Origin of the sequence: Nonomuraea rosea (assembly GCF_039539705.1) — a bacterium.
GTDB classification, from domain to species: Bacteria; Actinomycetota; Actinomycetes; order Streptosporangiales; family Streptosporangiaceae; genus Nonomuraea; species Nonomuraea rosea.
In genome coordinates this window covers 146,126-163,185 of record NZ_BAABDQ010000025.1, presented here as the reverse complement: position 1 = coordinate 163,185, position 17,060 = coordinate 146,126, and the positions used below count along the sequence as shown (strand labels likewise).

Sequence of the window (17,060 nt, the reverse complement as noted above, 5' to 3'; positions counted from 1 at the left end):
CCATGGACACCTCCGGGAACGGCGCCACGTCCGGGACCGGCGGCGCCGCGCAGCCCGGCGGCACCTCCGGGGCCGGTGACGGCCCTCAGAGCGGTGACCCCTCCCAGAGCGGCGGCTTCCGGACCGGCGGCACGTTCAGGGCGGGCGGTGGCTTCAGGGGCGGTGTGCCGGCGCGGCCGTTCGCGCTGGCGTACCCGTCGCCGACGACGTCGCGCTTCGTCCTGCTGCTGGCCGCGCTGCTCGGCGCCGGCGCGTTCGTGGGCGGCTGGCTGCACGACCAGGTCCATGAGGACTGGCTCATCGTCGCGGCCCGTTGCGACGCCGCGGCCGCACGGGCGGTCGCCGGGCTGACGCCGGCCGAGCGCCGTGCCCTGCTGCCCGGCTCGGCACCATTCGTCCCGCCTGTTACGGGGACGGCCAATTCCGCGGCACCCGATGCCGAGCCCACGGACGCCGGGCCGACCGGCATCGGACCGGCGGACGACACGACGGATCCCGGACCGACCAGTATCGGGCCGATCGAGGCCGGGGGGTTCGAGCTGGCCGCTGCGCACCAGGTGCTGTTCGAGCGCTGTCTCATGCCGACCGCGCGGCGCACGGCGGGGTTCGCGTTCGGCGGGGTGGCGCTCGCGGCGGTGGCAGGGCTGGTGGTGATGGGCCTGGCTCCGGTCGTCGTCGAACGCCGGCGCCGGCTGCGTCCGCTGGGGCCGTTGGTGCCGCAGGCCGCCGAGCGGGTCGCCGCGCTCGCGGCGGAGGCGGGGCTGGCGCGGGTCCCCGGCGCGTTCCTGGGGACGGCGATGCTGCGCGACGGCTACAGCTATGGGCGGCCGGGGCGCTACCGGATCGTCCTGCCGCAGGCCGTGGCGGTGCGGTGGCGGGACAGGGAGCTGTTCGATCCGCTGGTACGCCATGAGCTCGCGCACGTCGCCCACCGCGACGTCGCCCTGGCGTGGCTGGCCCGCTCCCTGGGGTACGTCCTCGTACCCCTGCTCGCCCTGCCGGTCGCGGTCATGCTCCTGGCGGCCGACCGCTCCCTGCTGCCCGGCTACCTCTGGCGGGTGCTGCTGCTGGCGGTGACGGCGCTGCTCGTCTCCCGTGCGCTGCTGCGCTCCCGTGAGCACGACGCCGATCTGCGCGCGGCCAGGGCGGGCGGCGGCCCGGGAACGTTCACCGCGATCCTCGCCCGCGCGCGGGACCAGGGCACGCTCCCGTGGTACCGGCGGCTGCCGGCCTTCCACCCCTCGCCGGCCCGCCGCAGGGCCGTGCTGGAGCGGCCCGAGCTGGCCGTGGGCGTCACGTTCCTGGACGGCTTCAGCGCCGCGTTCCTGGCCGCGCTCATCGTCCCGCTGGTGGCCGGCGGCCTGACCGGCGTCCTCACCGGTACGGGCCGTACCGACCTCGTCTTCCTCGTCCCCGCCGTGCTCACCGGGCTGTTGCTGGGCGGCTCGGCCGGCCTCGGGCTGTGGCGGGCGGCGCTCGTCCGGCGCGCCGCGGGCGAAACGGCGCGGGTCTGGCCGGTCGCGTCCGGGGTGGCGGCGGGGCTCGTCGCCGGTCAGGTGGCCTCGCTCGCCCAGACCGGGGTCGACCCCGGCTGGACGGTGGCGGTGACGGGCTGGGCCGGGCTGGGCGCGACGGTGCTGGCCGCCGGGCTCGGTGAGCTCTGGGCGGACGCCGCGCCGGCGATGTCGCGGCGGGTCTCCTGGGTGCTCGCGGTGGGGGTCAACTGGGTGCTGTTCGCCACGGTGCTGTGGCTGGCGGGTCAGGCCGATCTCGCCCTTGACCAGGGCGGGTGGGAGGTGGCCCGGTTGTGGCTGGTCAACATGCCGTGGACGTGGCCGGTCCTGGGCGCCGTGCTCATGCCGGCCGCCGCAGCCGCCTGGGCCCAAGCCGCCTCCCGGCGCGGCCCACCCATCCCCGGCTGGCTGATCGAGCCACCCCCGCGACCGCCGGCGCCGGGGCTGGACCCGGACACAGCCAACGCACGACCGGACACCGGACCGAACCTGGACGCGAGCGCGGAACCGAGCGCCGGACCGGATGTGGGGCCGGGCGCGGGTGCCGCATCCGGGGTCGGGTGGATGGCTGGGGCTGTGGGGGTCGCCGTCGCGGCCGGGGTGGTGAGCGCCATGGCCATGCTCGCGTTCGAACTGGTCATGGGCCCTGCGGACACCATGCCGGAGCGGGCGCAGCACGTGTACACCGGCATGTGGCTGACCGCGGCGGCCTGCGTGGCGGCGGCGGTGGTGCAGGCGCTGTCGTCGTGGCGCGGCGTCGGTGGTGCGCTGCTGGTGGGACCGCTGGCCGGGCTCGTGGCCGGGGTCGGGCACGTCGTGGTGACCACCGTCCTCGGCGGCCGGCCCGCCCTCGGATTCGTGCTCGTGGTCATTCCCCGGCCGCTGCTCGTCGGGTTCGTCTTCGCCGTCCTCGCTGCCCCGGCCGCCCTCCTGCTCCGGCGAAGCGCGCGGGTCCCTGCTGAGTCGTCCGGTCCCCAGGCAGCCGACGCGAGCGTTCCTGGTGGCTCCTCCAGCCCGCGGGCAGCCGGTGCGGCGGGTTCCGGTGGCTTCGCCGTGCCTCGGGCGGCCGGCGGTTCGGTTGTGCGGCGGGTGGCGGGGACGGCGGTGCTCGGGCTGGCGTTGGCCGGGGTGGTGATCGCCGCGCGGGTTCCGCTCGTCGGCTCGTACGAGTCCGTCCCCATCCCGCCACCGCTGACCGCCCGCCTGGAGGCCGCCCACTACCTGAACGTCCTCGCGCCCACCCTCCTGGACCGGCTCCAGAGCGCCCGTACGGCCAGGAACGCGATCGTCGCCGACGACGCGACCCCGGCCCGCAAGGCCGCCAGGTTGCGCGCGGAAGCGCTGGTCCCGATGCGGGCCCTGCTCAGCGAGGCACGGGCGTACCAGCCGGTCAGTACGCCGGCCCGCGCCGCCCACCGGGACTGGATCGCGTTCACCCAGGCGCAGGCCGACGCGTTCGACCTGCTGGCGACCTCCCTGGAGACCGGCGGCCAGGACGCCGCCCGGGCGGCGCGGGCCAAGGAGGAGGACGCGCTGGGGCACCTGCGGTCGTGGGGCGAGAAGGTGACCGGCGACTGCCCCGCCTGCCTCACCACCGTCGCGAAAGGCGGCTGACCCGCGATCACACCGGCCGCCACACCGGGGCCCGGGAGGCGAGGGCCGGTGTCAGGGGTGGAGGCGGCCGGGCACTGGAGCTGTGGAGCCGCGGACCACCAGCTCGGTGGCGAGCTCCACATGATGGGAGTCGACCCTCTCCCCCGCCGCCAGCCGCAGCGCCGTCCGCAAGGCCACGCCCCCCATCTCCCGCAACGGCTGCCGGACCGTCGTGAGCGGCGGCGAGGCCATCTGGGCGATCTGCGTGTCGTCGAACCCCACCACGCTGAGATCGTCCGGGATGCGCAGCCCCCGCGCCCGCGCCGCCTCCATCACCCCGAGCGCCGTCTCGTCGCTCCCGGCGAAGATGGCCGTCGGCGCCTGCGGCAGGTCCAGGACGGCCTCCGCGCCCGCCACCCCGTCGTGGTAGCGGAAGTGCCCCGACAGGGCGTAGCCGGGCAGCACGGGCGCGCCCTCCGACTCCATGGCCGCCCGGTAGCCGTGCAGGCGGGCCTGGTTGCAGGCGGCGGTGGCGGGGCCGCCGATGTAGGCGATGCGCCGGTGCCCGAGCGAGAGCAGGTGGTGGGTGGCGGCCAGCCCGCCGGCGAAGTTGGTGGAGCCGATGCTGGTCACGCGGGTGCGCGGCAGGTTCAGCGGGTCGATCAGGACGAGCGGCAGCCGCGCCCTGGACAGCGCGGCGAGGTGGCGGGCGGTCATCTGGCTGGTCACCGCGATCAGCGCCCGCCGGCCCGCCGTGACGAGGTCGCGGGCCCACCCCGTGGTGCGGTCGGCGCCCTTCCTGATGCTGATCACGACGCCCACCCCGGCCTCTGCCCCCGCCGCCACCACGCCCTGGATGATCTCCGTCGAGTACGCGTTGAGGTCCGCGTCGAACTGCACCTCGACGGTGGTGATCCCGGTCGTCTCCCCCCGGCGCGGCGCCGGCGCCACGTAGTCGTGCTGCTGCAACAGCGACTGCACCAGCGACCGGGTGGCCGGCGCGACGTCGCTGCGGCCGTTGAGCACCTTGGAGACGGTCGCCACCGACACGCCCGCCGAGGCGGCGACCGTGGCGAGGGTGGTGCGTCTAGGACTGGCCGTCATCTCCACCCCCTTGCTGCCGAGCGGCGGATCCCACGTCCACGGGCGTGACGAGCCGGCGGTCCCGGCCCACGTATCGCGACGGGCCGGTCAATCGTACGCCGCCCCGGCACGGCAGGTCGGCCGCCGACGTGCCGACGAGCACCTCCACGTCCCCCGGCTCGACGACGCGGCGGAGGTCGCGGCCGGTGAAGGCGGTGCGGTCGGCGTGCACGTGGAAGCGCACGCCGGTGGACTCGCCCGGCTCCAGCCGGACCCGGGCGAACCCGGCGAGCTGCCGCACGGGCCGGGTGACCTGCGCCAGGACGTCGTGCAGGTAGAGCTGGACGACCTCCTCGCCGGCCCGGCCGCCGGTGTTGCGCACGGTGACGGAGACGGTGAACTCGCCGTCCGTCGGCACTTCGGCGTCGCTGATCAGCAGGTCGCCGACCTCGAACGTGGTGTAGGACAGGCCGTGCCCGAAGGGGAACAGCGGGGACGGGTCGAGGTTGCTGATGCCGTGGCTGTCGGCGCCGAGCGGCGGCTGCAGGTAGGTGCCCGGCTGGCCGCCGGGGGTGCGCGGGATCTGCACGGGCAGCCGCCCGGCGGGCTGGATCCGGCCGGAGAGCACGCCGGCGATCGCCGCCCCGCCCTCCTCGCCGGGCATGAACGCCTGGACGAGCGCGGCGGCGTCCGCGTGGACCTCGCCCAGGGCGTACGGGCGGCCGGAGACGACCACCACGACGACGGGCGTGCCCGTGGCGGCGAGCTCGGCCAGCAGGCCGGCCTGCGGGCCGGGCAGCCGCAGGTCCTCGGCGTCGCAGCCCTCGCCCGAGGTGCCCTGCCCGAACAGGCCCGCCAGGTCGCCCACGACGGCCACGCACAGGTCCGCCGCGCGGGCGGCGGCCACGGCGGCGGGGAAGCCGGAGCGGTCCTCGTCGCGCACGTCGCAGCCGCGCTCGTAGGTGATCGCGGCACCGGGCAGCTCGGCGCGCAGCGCGTCGAGGACGGTGGGCGCCTCGATGCCGAGCCCGAAGCCGGGGTGGCGGGGCAGGACGTGGTTGGGGAAGGCGTAGCAGCCCATGAACGTACGGGGGTCGTCGGCGGCGGGCCCGACGACGGCGACGCGGGCGGGGGCCGTCCGTCCCTCGCCGAGCAGGGGCAGGACGTCCCCCGCCGCGAGCAGGATGACGGACCGCTCGGCCAGCTCCCGGGCCAGCTCCCGGTTGGCCGGCGAGTCCAGGTCCACGGTGGCGGCCCCGGCGACCGAGCCCTCGGGCGTCCAGGAGGGGTCGAGCAGGCCGAGCCGTACCTTCTGGGTGAGCAGGCGGCGCGCGGCGCGGTCCACCAGGGACTCGGGCAGCTCGCCGCGGCGCACCCGTTCGGCCAGGCCCTGCCCGAACCCGAGCGTGTCGGGCAGCTCGACGTCGATCCCGGCGGCGAGCGCCTGGGCGCCGGCCTCGCCGGGGTCGGCGGCGACCCGGTGCATCGTCGCCAGGAACGGCACGGCCCAGTAGTCGGAGACGACGGTGCCGGTGAAGCCCCACTCCTCGCGCAGTACCTCGGTCAGCAGCCAGGAGTCGGCCGCGGCGGGGACGCCGTCCACGTCGGCGTAGGAGTTCATCACCGAGCCGGCGCCGCCCAGGGCGATCGCCGTCTCGAACGCCGGCAGGATCATGTCCATCAGCTCGCGGCGGCCCATCGGCACGGGACCGTGGTTGCGCGCGGCCCTGGAGGCGGAGTAGCCGGCGAAGTGCTTGAGCGTGGCGATGACCCCGGCGCCCTCCAGCCCGCGCACGTAGGCCGCGCCGAGCATCGCGACCAGGTACGGGTCCTCGCCCATGGTCTCCTCGACCCGGCCCCACCGGTAGTCGCGCACCACGTCCAGCACCGGCGACAGGCCCTGGTGCACGCCCACGGCCCGCAGGTCGCGCCCGATCGCCGCGGCCATCCGCTCCACCAGCCCGGGGTCGAACGTCGCCGCCCACGCGATGGCCGCCGGGTAGACGGTCGCGCCGTAGGTGGTGAACCCGGTCAGGCACTCCTCGTGGACGATGGCCGGGATGCCGAGCCTGGAGCGCTCGACGACCGCGCGCTGCAGGCGTACGGTCTCCGCCGCGCCCTGCTCGGCGGTCACCGGGGCGCTGCCGTACACGCGGGTCAGGTGGCCGAGCCCGTGGCGGATCGCCTCCTCCAGGGGCACGGTGCCCGACGCCGCGAACACGTCCTGCATCGGAGCCACGTTCAGCGGGTCGGCGTCCGGCGGCGGGTCGCCGGCGTCCTGCATGTCGTTGCCGAGCCAGCGGCTGCCAAGCTGGCCGACCTTCTCCTCCAGTGTCATCTCGGCCAGGAGGGCGTCGACTCGCTCGGCCACGGGGAGCGCCGGGTCCTGCCACGGGTGAAGAACCCGGTCCGCCGCGAAAGTCCGATCAAGAGCCGTCATGTGCTCTCCTTAAGAGCTGGGTTTCCGTCGCAAGCTTTTCGAAATATTTCGACGACATGGGGCGGCCGCGACGGAGAACCTCCTTTTTGCCGTCATCCGGCGAGAGGCCGCGCGAGAGTACCTTACACGCGCCTCACCCGAGAGCCAGGGGGGTTTCGGGGGCAACGGGTCTTGACACGCCCATACCAGAAACCTAGATTGGCGACCCCCGCGGTCATGTCGAAAATGTTTCGGAGAGCTGACTCAAGGAGGAGTGGATTAGTGGCGTCGGGAGACGTCTTTCCACGACCGCCGGCCACCGCATCCGATGATCAACGCGCCGCGGCCAGCCAGCGGCACTCGAGTACGGAGATCAGCGTGGAGTCAAGGAACACCTCTCGCCGCACATTCCTCAGCCTCTCCATGGGCGTGCCCTTGGGAGCGGCGTTGGCCGCGTGCGGCAGCTCCGGGCCTACCAAGCCCGGCACCGGCGCCAGCAGTGGCGGCGGCGGCGCTGGCGCCACTTACTGGTACCTGTCGACGCAGCCGCAGGAGGGCGTGCGCACCAGGACCATGGAGCGGTTCAACAAGGCCAACCCGAACGGGCAGATCACGGGGACGACCTTCCAGAACGACGCTTTCAAGACGAAGATCAAGACGGCGATCGGGGCCGGCCAGGCCCCCACGCTCATCTGGGGCTGGGGCGGCGGCACGCTGCGCAGCTACGTGCAGGCGGGCCAGGTCGACGACCTCACCTCGTGGTTCGACCAGAACCCGGCGGTCAAGGACCGGCTGTTCCCCTCCTCGTTCGGCGCGGCGACCATCGACGGCAAGGTCTACGCGATGCCGTGCGAGACGATGCAGCCGATCGTCCTGTACTACGACAAGCGCTCCTTCGAGAAGATCGGCGCACAGCCGCCCCAGACCTGGGGCGACATCATGGACCTGGTGCCGAAGTTCAACGCCAAGGGCATCGCGCCGTTCTCGCTCGGCGGGCAGTCGCGCTGGACGAACATGATGTGGCTGGAGTTCCTCTTCGACCGGCTGGGCGGCCCCGAGGTGTTCCAGGCCGTGTTCGACGCGCAGAAGGACGCCTGGAGCAACCCGGTCGCGATCGACGCCCTGGGCAAGATGCAGGAGCTGATCAAGGCCAACGGGTTCATCAAGGGCTTCTCCTCGATCACCGCCGACTCCAACGCCGACCAGGCGCTGCTGTACACCGGCAAGGCGGCGATGATGCTGCACGGCGGCTGGACGTACGGCAGCATGTCCACCGACGGCGGCGACTTCGTCTCCGGCGGCAACCTCGGCTACATGAACTTCCCGCCGATCGACGGCGGCAAGGGCGACGCGAGCAACACCGTCGGCAACCCCGGCCAGTACCTCTCGATCTCCTCCAAGGCGACCCCGGAGCAGAAGGAGATCGCCAAGAAGTTCTTCTCCACCGAGCTGATCAGCGAGACGTCGGCGAAGGAGTGGGTCGAGACCGGCGCGGTGCCGATCCTCAAGGGCGCCGACAGCGCGTTCGCCGCCTCCAAGGACGCCGACTTCCTGAAGTTCGTCTACGGCATCGCGGTCAACGCCAAGAGCTTCGCCCAGTCGTGGGACCAGGCGCTCAGCCCGACCGCCGCCGAGGTGCTGCTGGACAACATCTCCAAGTTGTTCCAGCTGTCGATCTCGCCGAAGGAGTTCGCGGCGAACATGAACGCGGTCATCGGCAAGTGAGCGTGGCCACCACCAGCGCCGCCACGGCCGGTAAGCGAACCGGCCGCGGCGGCCTCGCCTGGCTGGCCGTGCCCGCGCTGGTGTTCTTCGTCGGATTCGGCGTGGTCCCGCTCGTTGGCGTCCTCGTGCTGAGCCTCACCTCCTGGGACGGGCTCGGCGACATCAACTTCGCGGGCTTCGAGAGCTGGCGCGCCATCCTCGCCGACCCCGGGCTGCCGCACGCGCTGTGGGTGACGTTCCTGGTCATGGCGCTGTCCTGGGCGGTGCAGACGCCGGCGAGCATCCTGCTAGGCGTGTTCCTGGCCGGCGCCCAGCGCTACCGCGCGCTGCTGTCGGTGCTGTACTTCATCCCGCTGCTGCTCAGCTCGGCGGCCATCGCGATCACGTACAAGGCGCTGCTCGACCCGAACTTCGGGCTCGGCGCCGGGCTGGGGATCGACCTGCTCGTGCAGGACTGGCTCGGCGACCCGTACCTCGCCTTCGGCGTGGTCATCTTCGTGGTGTCGTGGCAGTACATCCCGTTCCACTCGCTGATCTACCAGGGCGGCGTACGGCAGATCCCCCGCTCGATGTACGAGGCCGCGGAGATCGACGGCGCGGGCCGCGTCCGCAAGTTCTTCAGCATCACGCTGCCGCAGCTCAAGTACACGATCATCACGTCGTCCACCCTCATGGTCGTCGGCTCGCTGACCTTCTTCGACCTGATCTTCGTGCTCACCGCGGGCGGCCCGGGCGACGCCACCCGGGTGCTCGCACTCGACATGTACAAGCGCGGCTTCCAGGCCAACCTCATGGGCCCGGCCAGCGCGATCGCGGTCATCCTCGTCCTCGTGGGCCTGGTGCTGGCGCTCGTGCTGCGCAGGCTCGGCGGCCGCGACGCCTCGGCGAGCCAGCTGGAAGGGGCCTGACATGGCGGCCACGCTGACGAAGGACCAGCGGCGGACGTCCCCGCATGCGCCCCGGCACCGCGGGAGGACGGTCGCCCGCCACCGCAACTGGGTGGGCGGCTCGGCCGGGTGGATCTGGCTGCTGATCGTGATGGTGCCGATCTACTGGATCGTCATCACCAGCTTCAAGGCGCAGAGCAGCTACTACGCCTCGAACCCGTTCGCCCCGCCGGTCGAGCCGACCCTGGCCAACTACCGGATGGTCATCGAGTCGGACTTCGCCCTGTACTTCCTCAACAGCCTCATCGTCACCCTCGGCGCGGTGGTGCCGGCGGTCACGGTCTCCTTCATGGCGGCCTACGCGATCGTGCGCGGCGGCAGGGGCCGGTTCCTGCGGTGGACGAACTCGTTGTTCCTCATGGGCCTGGCCATCCCGCTGCAGGCGACGGTCATCCCGATCTACCTGATCATCATCCGGCTGCACCTGTACGACTCCCTGCTGGGCATGGTCCTGCCGTCGATCGCCTTCGCCATCCCGCTGTCGGTGCTGGTGCTGTCGAACTTCATCAGGGACGTGCCCAAGGAGCTGTTCGAGTCGATGCGGCTGGACGGCGCCACCGAGTGGGGCACCCTGTGGCGGCTGGCGCTGCCGCTGACCCGGCCCGCCGTGGTGACGGTGCTCGTCTACAACTCGCTGCAGGTCTGGAACAACTTCCTGCTGCCCCTGATCCTCACGCAGAGCCCGGACAAGCGCACGCTGCCGCTCGCGCTGTGGAGCTTCCAGGGCCAGTACAGCGTGAACGTGCCGGCCGTGCTCGCCTCGGTCGTGCTGACCACGCTGCCCATCCTCATCCTGTACGTGGTGGGCCGCCGCCAGCTCCTCAGCGGGCTGACCGCCGGCTTCGGCAAGTAGCCGGGCGCGGGCGGTCCCGCCACAGAACGGAACCGCCCGCGTCCCTCAGCCGTGAACCCCGAACTCCCACAGGGAGTATCCGCAGGCCGTGGCCCGCTGGGGTCAGGTCGAGCCGGACGTAGCGCGCCGACGCGCTCAGGCGAGCGCCGCCTGCAGCGTGGCCCGATGGCGGGTCAGGTGGCCGATGTCCACGCGGTAGTGCTGGTCGTCGCCGCGCGCGACGATGCGGGCGAACGCCTCGCTGCCGGCGGCGGCCTGCTCGTGCATGTGACTGATCAGCTGCTCCAGCCGGGCCAGCGCCGTCTCGACCAGCGCGCCGCGGTCGGCGGCCCCCAGCTCGTACGCGTCCGCGAACAGCCGCAGCCACCGCGCCTGCTCCGCCACCGGGCACGAGTCCGCGTGCCCCGGATCACTGAGCGGCACGAACCGGTAGGCGGTGTAGGCCACGTCCCAGATCCGCGGCCCCGGATGCGCGGTGTCGAAGTCGATGAACGCCACCGGCAGCCCGTCGCGGAACACGCAGTTGTACGTGGCCGCGTCCCCGTGGCAGATGACCTCGGCCGGGCTCATCGGCGGGAAATACCAGGTGAGGTCCGGAGATTCCGGGAAGCCGGCGGTGGCGTCGTGATACTCCCGCAGCAGCCGCCCCACGGCGGCCAGGGACTCCTCCGAGCGCACCTCGTCCGGCACGGGGTAGTGGGCGACCTCGCCGGGCACGAAGTCCAGGATCTCCCTGCCCTCGCCGTCGATCCCGTGGCTGCGCGGCGCGCCGCGGAACCCGCGCGCCGCCAGGTGGCCGAGCAGGGCGTGCACGGCCGGCGTCCACGGCCCTGTGGGCCGGCGCACGGTCCCCCCGACCCGCACGACGTGGTTGACGCCGCCCCCGGCGAGCACCTCTTCCGCGGCCACCCTTGCCCCCTTGATCGTCGTTCCGCCGGTCAGTGTGCCACGTCGCGAAGTATCACGGCATTCAGCGCCCCCTACTTGTTGACGTGCTTGTACAGGTAGCCGGCCGCCTTCTTGAGCTGGGCGGACGTGCCCTTGGCGGTGCGGTACCGCTCGGCGCTGCCGATGGCCTTCGTCAACGTGGTGGAGCCGTGGACCTTGGTGGAGCCGTCGTGGACGCCGTGCGCGTAGTTGAGCCAGGCGGCCAGCAGCTCACGGTCGAGCAGAGTCTTGGCGGTCCTGCTCTTGGGGACGAGAACCTTGTAGGCCTTGCCGAGGGAGCCGGCGTCGGTCACCTCGGGGAAGACCTTGCTGCCGTTCTGCGCGAGCGACAGGTAGCAGACGAGGGTCCTGTCGGTCAGCGTCCCCTTTCCGCGGCGCATCTCGGTCGCCCACCGCTTGGCGTTCAGCGGTTCGGCGCCCTTGCCTCGCTCACATGTGTCCGGGACCGGTAGGGGGCCGGTGTCCGTGATCGGGTCCGAGACCGTGCCGCGGCTGGTGGGGCCGGCGGTCGGGCTCGGCTTCGGCGTGGCGGCGGCGGTGGCGGCCGGGGTGCTCGCCGGTGTGCTCGCCGGTGTGGGAGACGCGGTCGGCCTGGGCGGGAGTGCGGCAGTGAGGTCGATCCGCTTGGTGGTCACCATGGTGTCGCCGCTGCGGTAGGTGATGCTCTTGCCGGTGGCCCGCAGCTTCTCGACGAGCTCGTCGCCGGACAGCGCCGGGTAGGCCTGCCGGACCAGCGCCAGGGCCCCCGCGACGTGAGGTGCGGACATGGAGGTGCCGTTCAGGACCCTGAAGGTGTTGCCGGGTACGGAGGAGTCGATGGCCACGCCGGGCGCGAACAGGTCGATCAGGGGGCCGCGGTTGCCGAAGGGGGCGGGAGCGTCGTTGTCGTCGGTCGCGCCGACGGCGACCGCTGCGGCGATGCAGGCGGGGCGGACGATGCCGTTCTCGTGCCCGTTGTTGCCCGACGAGATGACGGTGGCCACGCCGGAGCTCTTGAGGCTGAGGATCTCCGTCTCAAGAGGAGCGCCGTTACAGTGGACCTGGTACCTCGGACCGCCGCCGATGCTCATGTTGACCGCTACGACGTTCAGCGCCGCGCGCACCTCCTCGACATGGCGCAGCGCGCGCATCTGGTCGGAGGTGAAGCTGAGGATGCAGGGCGCGGTGGTGTCCTGATCTTCGCAGATGGGGCCACCGAACTTGCTGGACACCTGGATCGGCAGGATGCCCGCTTCCGGCGCGACGCCGTTGAAGGACACGGGTCCGGCCTTCTTCCCGGCCGCGATGCCCGCGACGTGCGTGCCGTGGTAGCACTTGTTCACGCCGCTCACGACGCATGCCGCGGTCTCGGCGTCGGCCGCGCCCACGCCGATCTGGGACGGCTCGCCGTTGGGGCACACCAGGACGGCCTGGTAGTACGGGTCGGGGTCGGAGCTGGAGAAGCAGGCCTCGCCCACGATCCGCCCGGCGAGGAACGGGTGGTCCCGGTCGATGCCGGTGTCGAGGATCGCGATGGTGGATCCCTTACCGGTCCAGCCCGCCTGGTTGGCCTTGTCCGAACCGATCAGCTTGGTGCTGACATCGAGCGTCGGCTTGCTTACCTCGTCCTCGTAGACCGCTTTCACCCGGTCGTCGGTCTTGAGCTCGGCGAGGGTCGCCTTGTCGACGGTGGCGACGAGGAACCCGTCGGAGTCGGCCTTGCTGATGACCTTGGTCGCGCCGGAGGCCGCTTCGACGGTCCTGGCCACCTCCGCAGGCTTCTGGCCGCGCTGGATCTCGATGATCGCGCGTACCTTCTCGCCCTTCTGCACCTCGGCTGCGAGGCTCTTGGCCACGGCGGGGTCATCGGTGGCTGCCTGAGCTGGTGACGCGACGGCCAACGCGGCCGTCGCGGTGATGGCGAGCACGGACGTGCTCGCCAGTAGAGACCGTAGTCTCACTGGTCCTCCGGGGGAGCTGGACGGGCTGAGGGGGACGCTGTCGGCGGACAGAACCGGCTAAGCCATGGAACGATCCAGTTGCAAGCCACTTCATCGCCGAAGTCCTGAATGTGAAGATCGAGATTAGCCAGTGATCACCATGGCTGACGAGAATGAAGTTGGATCGTTATCCATATTTCGGGCATCCGAAAGCAGCGGAGGCCCGCTTCACGGCCGACCTGGCGCGCGAACGCAGCGCGTAGAACCCGTCGCGACGGAGGCCACCGGACACCAAGAGTGTTGACTTTCCGCAGTCATGCGATTACTAATCGTTGATAATTGCCCGCGGAAGAAGGAACCCCCATGCGCCAGCCTGCCAAGATCCTCACAGCCGTCGCCCTCGCCTGCTGTGCCCTCACCACGACAAGCCCAGCTCACGCCGCCGTCCCAGCGGGCAACGCACCCCTGTGCGTCAGCGTCTGGCACACCTCCGGCACCATCACCAAGACCGGGTACGCGCGCAACAACTGCGGCGGCACCCTCCGTCTGAAGATCGTGTGGGCGCACGGGACGGACGGCGACTGCTACACCGTCCGCCCCGGGGGGACCATCTGGTCCAAGGTCGCGCGGGGCGTCCGGTCCTTCGACGGCGCCGACACCTGCTGACACGCGAGAGCGCCGGCTGCGGCCGTGGGCAGCGCGGCCACGACCGCAGCGGCCGCCTGCGACCTCTGCTGACGCCCAGCAACCGGTGACCCGGCTCTCAGGTCCACCGGATAGAACAGGGTGCATGGACGGTCCCGTGGTGCTCGTGGTGGACGACGAACCCAACATCCGCGAGCTGCTGCTCGATGCCCTGGAGCTGAACGGCTTCCGCGTGCGCACCGCCGCCTCGGGAGCGGAGGCGCTCGACCTCGTGGGCCGGGACCGTCCCGACCTCATCCTGCTGGACGTGATGCTGCCCGACCTCGACGGGTTCGCGGTGGCGCAGCGGCTGCGGCCGGACGGCGGCGGCCCGCCCGTGCTGTTCCTCACCGCGCGGGACACGGTGGCCGACCGGATCGCGGGGCTGACGGCGGGCGGCGACGACTACGTCACGAAACCGTTCAGCCTGGAGGAGGTGGTGCTGCGGATCCGCGCGATCCTGCGCCGTACGGGGCCGCGCGCGGAGTCCTGCGACGACGGCCTGCTCCGCTACGCCGACCTGGAGCTGGACGAGGAGACCCACGTCGTGCGGCGGGCCGGGCGGCGCATCCACCTGTCGCCCACGGAGTTCGGCCTGCTGCGCTACCTGATGATCAACGCGGAACGGGTCGTCAGCAAGTCCCAGATCCTCGACCGCGTCTGGAACCACGGTTTCGGCGCCGACAGCCGGATCGTGGAGTCCTACATCAGCTACCTGCGCCGCAAGATCGACGCGAACGATCCGCCGCTGATCCACACGTTGCGCGGCGTCGGCTACTCGCTGCGCGACCAGAGCCTGCTGGACCGGCGCTGATGGGCCGGAGCCTGCGCCACCGGCTGCTGATGCGACCTATGGGCCAGAGTCTGCGCCACGGGCTGATGCGGCCGATGGGCCGGAGCCTGCCGCTGCGCCACCGGCTGCTGGCCGCGCTGCTCGGGCTGTCGGCCGCGGCGCTGGCGGTGTTCGCGGCGGCGGGGGTGCTGCTGCTCGACCGGTCACTGCTGTCGCGGGTGGACACGCAGCTCAGCGAGTTCGCCGCCACGTTCAGGAAGGGGCCGCCGCCGCCCGGCGCGCCGATGCCGCGCAGGGGTGAGGTGGAGCTGCCCACCCAGTTCCGCGTCTCCCTGTTCGCGCCGTCGGGCTCGCTCCTCGGCCGCCTCCCCGTCTCGGACGACGGCCCGGCCGTCCCCGCGAGCGTGATCGCCGCGCCGCCGGCCGGCCCCATCACGGTGCCCTCCAGGACGGGCGCCGCCGAGTGGCGCACGCTCGTGGTGCGCCTGCCGGACGGCAACCGGGCGGCGGTGTCGATGTCGCTGGAGTCGAACCGGAGCACCGTGCACGAGCTCCTGCTCATCGAGGCGGCGGCGGGCACGCTCGTGCTGGCCGCGCTGGGTGTGGTGGCGCTCGTGGTGGTACGGCTCGGCCTGCGCCCGCTGACCAGAATGGAACGCACGGCCACGGCCATCGCGGCGGGCGAGCTGGACCGGCGGGTGTCCGACAGCGATCCGCGTACCGAGACGGGCCGGCTGGGCCGCGCGCTCAACATCATGCTCGGCCGCCTCAGCGAGGCCCTGCACCAGCGCGAACGCTCCGAGCAGCGGCTGCGCCACTTCCTCGCGGACGCCTCGCACGAGCTGCGCACGCCGCTGACGTCGATTCGCGGGTTCGCCGAGCTCTACCGGCACGGGCGGAGCGAGCCCGACCCGGCGGTGGCGCGCATCCTGAGCCGGATCGAGGGCGAGGCGGAGCGCATGGGGGTGCTGGTGGCCGACCTGCTGCTGCTCGCGCGGCTGGACCAGGAGCGCGCACTGGATCTGACCGAGGTGGATCTGCAGGTCATCGCGGGTGACGTGGTGCACGGGGCGCGGGCCCGCGACCCGGGCAGGACGATCGAGCTGGTGCTGGACGACGGGCCGGTACGGGTGACCGGAGACGAGCACCGGCTGCACCAGGTCGTCACCAACCTGGTCGGCAACGCCGTCGCCCACACTCCGCCGGGCACGTCCGTACGGGTGCTGGTGCGGACGGAAGGGCCGGCCGAGGGGCAGGAGGAAGGGCGGATGGCGGTGGTGGAGGTGCGCGACGCCGGGCCGGGGATCGCGCCGGAGCACCTGCCGCACGTGTTCGACCGCTTCTACCGAGCCGATCTCTCCGGGGCCGATCCCTCCGGGGCGGACACCGCCCGCTCCCGCTCTCACTCACGCGACAGTGGCGGCACCGGTCTCGGCCTGGCTATCGCGGCGGCGCTGGTGGAGGCGCACGACGGGCGGATCGAGGCGCGCAGCCCAGGCGGGCACGGCACGACCTTCCGCGTCGTCCTCCCGGTCCGCGGCCCGGAAAGCAGCTGAAAGCACCGGTTCATCGTGCGGTGCGGAGCCGTTCACACATTATTCCCAGGTTGTTGCTGTCCCATATGGGCTGACACGAAGGGAGCGACATGCTGCGAAGATTCCGCAAGCAGGCCATCCCGGCAGCTCACGACGATGACCGGGCGGCCACGGCCGCCGAGGTGACCGGCGAGGCCGGGCACCGGCTGCGCGCACCGAGCAAGCTGCACGCCTTCAACCGGTACGAGATCAAATATCTCGTCGACGTGACCGAGGCGGCCGAGCTGAGGAAGGAGATCGCGCAGCGCCTCGACGCGGACAGCCACAACGGCGAGCACGGCTACGGCATCTGGAGCGTCTACTACGACACCCGGCACCTGCGGTTCTACTGGGAGAAGATCGAGGGCCTGAAGTTCCGCAGGAAGCTGCGCCTGCGCCACTACGGCGACCGCTTCGCCGTGAACGCCGCCACGCCGGTGTTCGTCGAGATCAAGCAGCGGGTCAACCGGGTCACCCAGAAGCGCCGGGTGAGCCTGCCGTACGCGGAGGCCCTGCGCCTGTGCGAACGGCGGCAGCTCGTCGAGCACGACCCCGGCCAGGGGGCCTTCCTGGAGGAGGTGCTGGACCTGATCCTCCGCCTGGACCTGCGCGCCACCGCCGTGACCGGCTACACCCGGCACGCCTACATCGGCAGGGACGCCGACGTCGGCCTGCGCGTCACCTTCGACCAGCGCGTACGCGGCCGCGACCGGGACTTCCACCTCGGCGCGGACGCCGAGAACCGGCTGATCGTGCCCGCCCGCAAGGCCATCGTCGAGGTCAAGGCCAACGACCGCGTCCCCTACTGGCTCACCGACCTGACCGCCAAGCGGAATTTGCAGGTGGTGCGGGTCTCCAAGTACTGCCAGAGCGTGGAGGCCCACGGGCTGACGCCGCGCTCGATCTTCCACATCCCCGACCACGAACTCGACACCGAACCAGACCGCGACCACGACCGCGGGGCCGGCCCGGATTCCGGCCGGTCGATCGCCTACACGGAGGCCTGAA

At 72.2% G+C, this 17,060-nt stretch carries 12 protein-coding genes; 8 read left to right on the top strand and 4 right to left on the bottom strand.

Features of this window, described 5'->3' with window-relative positions; genetic code table 11:
* The first annotated feature begins 2 nt into the window (after positions 1–2).
* Positions 3–3,128, top strand: a complete 3,126-nt coding sequence (locus ABEA43_RS42580) for a M48 family metalloprotease (protein WP_345571292.1) — start codon at positions 3–5, stop codon at positions 3,126–3,128.
* Positions 3,129–3,179: 51 nt separating this feature from the next.
* Here ABEA43_RS42580 and ABEA43_RS42575 read toward each other — a convergent pair whose 3' ends face one another.
* Both ABEA43_RS42575 and ABEA43_RS42570 read right to left on the bottom strand, forming a co-directional pair.
* On the bottom strand, positions 3,180–4,211 hold the full coding sequence (locus ABEA43_RS42575; RefSeq protein WP_345571290.1) for a LacI family DNA-binding transcriptional regulator: 1,032 nt from the start codon (positions 4,209–4,211) through the stop codon (positions 3,180–3,182).
* Positions 4,195–6,630 carry a glycoside hydrolase family 3 N-terminal domain-containing protein gene (locus ABEA43_RS42570; RefSeq protein WP_345571289.1) on the bottom strand — a complete coding sequence of 812 codons (2,436 nt, stop codon included), beginning with the start codon at positions 6,628–6,630 and terminating at the stop codon, positions 4,195–4,197. Before ABEA43_RS42570 ends, ABEA43_RS42575 begins: the two co-directional genes overlap by 17 nt.
* 402 nt (positions 6,631–7,032) lie before the next feature.
* On the opposite strand from ABEA43_RS42570, the gene ABEA43_RS42565 reads away from it, so the two are divergent.
* From ABEA43_RS42565 to ABEA43_RS42555, 3 genes are read left to right on the top strand one after another with little or no spacing between them, the layout of a single operon-like run.
* Positions 7,033–8,334, top strand: a complete 1,302-nt coding sequence (locus ABEA43_RS42565; RefSeq protein ID WP_345571287.1) for an extracellular solute-binding protein — start codon at positions 7,033–7,035, stop codon at positions 8,332–8,334.
* Positions 8,331–9,242 carry a carbohydrate ABC transporter permease gene (locus tag ABEA43_RS42560; RefSeq protein WP_425570470.1) on the top strand — a complete coding sequence of 304 codons (912 nt, stop codon included), beginning with the start codon at positions 8,331–8,333 and terminating at the stop codon, positions 9,240–9,242. The genes ABEA43_RS42565 and ABEA43_RS42560 overlap by 4 nt, the downstream gene beginning before the upstream one ends.
* A 1-nt stretch (position 9,243) precedes the next feature.
* On the top strand, positions 9,244–10,134 hold the full coding sequence (locus ABEA43_RS42555; protein ID WP_345571286.1) for a carbohydrate ABC transporter permease: 891 nt from the start codon (positions 9,244–9,246) through the stop codon (positions 10,132–10,134).
* Between the two features lie 135 nt (positions 10,135–10,269).
* On the opposite strand, the gene ABEA43_RS42550 is transcribed toward ABEA43_RS42555, so the two are convergent.
* Positions 10,270–11,043 carry a phosphotransferase enzyme family protein gene (locus ABEA43_RS42550; RefSeq protein ID WP_345571285.1) on the bottom strand — a complete coding sequence of 258 codons (774 nt, stop codon included), beginning with the start codon at positions 11,041–11,043 and terminating at the stop codon, positions 10,270–10,272.
* 71 nt (positions 11,044–11,114) lie between these two features.
* A complete protein-coding gene (locus ABEA43_RS42545; protein WP_345571283.1) occupies positions 11,115–13,022 on the bottom strand; it encodes a S8 family peptidase in 1,908 nt (635 codons plus the stop codon).
* A 342-nt stretch (positions 13,023–13,364) separates the two neighbouring features.
* Between ABEA43_RS42545 and ABEA43_RS42540 the strand changes: the two genes are divergently transcribed.
* The 4 genes from ABEA43_RS42540 to ABEA43_RS42525 all read left to right on the top strand — a co-directional run bounded on the left by ABEA43_RS42540 (position 13,365) and on the right by ABEA43_RS42525 (position 17,059).
* Positions 13,365–13,667, top strand: a complete 303-nt coding sequence (locus tag ABEA43_RS42540; RefSeq protein WP_345571281.1) for a hypothetical protein — start codon at positions 13,365–13,367, stop codon at positions 13,665–13,667.
* Positions 13,668–13,791: 124 nt separating this feature from the next.
* The gene (locus ABEA43_RS42535; RefSeq protein WP_345571279.1) at positions 13,792–14,499 is read left to right on the top strand and encodes a response regulator transcription factor; all 708 of its coding nucleotides are present in this window, start codon (positions 13,792–13,794) and stop codon (positions 14,497–14,499) included.
* A 38-nt stretch (positions 14,500–14,537) separates the two neighbouring features.
* A complete protein-coding gene (locus ABEA43_RS42530) occupies positions 14,538–16,034 on the top strand; it encodes a sensor histidine kinase (protein ID WP_345571277.1) in 1,497 nt (498 codons plus the stop codon).
* Between the two features lie 89 nt (positions 16,035–16,123).
* On the top strand, positions 16,124–17,059 hold the full coding sequence (locus ABEA43_RS42525) for a polyphosphate polymerase domain-containing protein (RefSeq protein ID WP_345571275.1): 936 nt from the start codon (positions 16,124–16,126) through the stop codon (positions 17,057–17,059).
* Position 17,060: the final 1 nt, after the last annotated feature.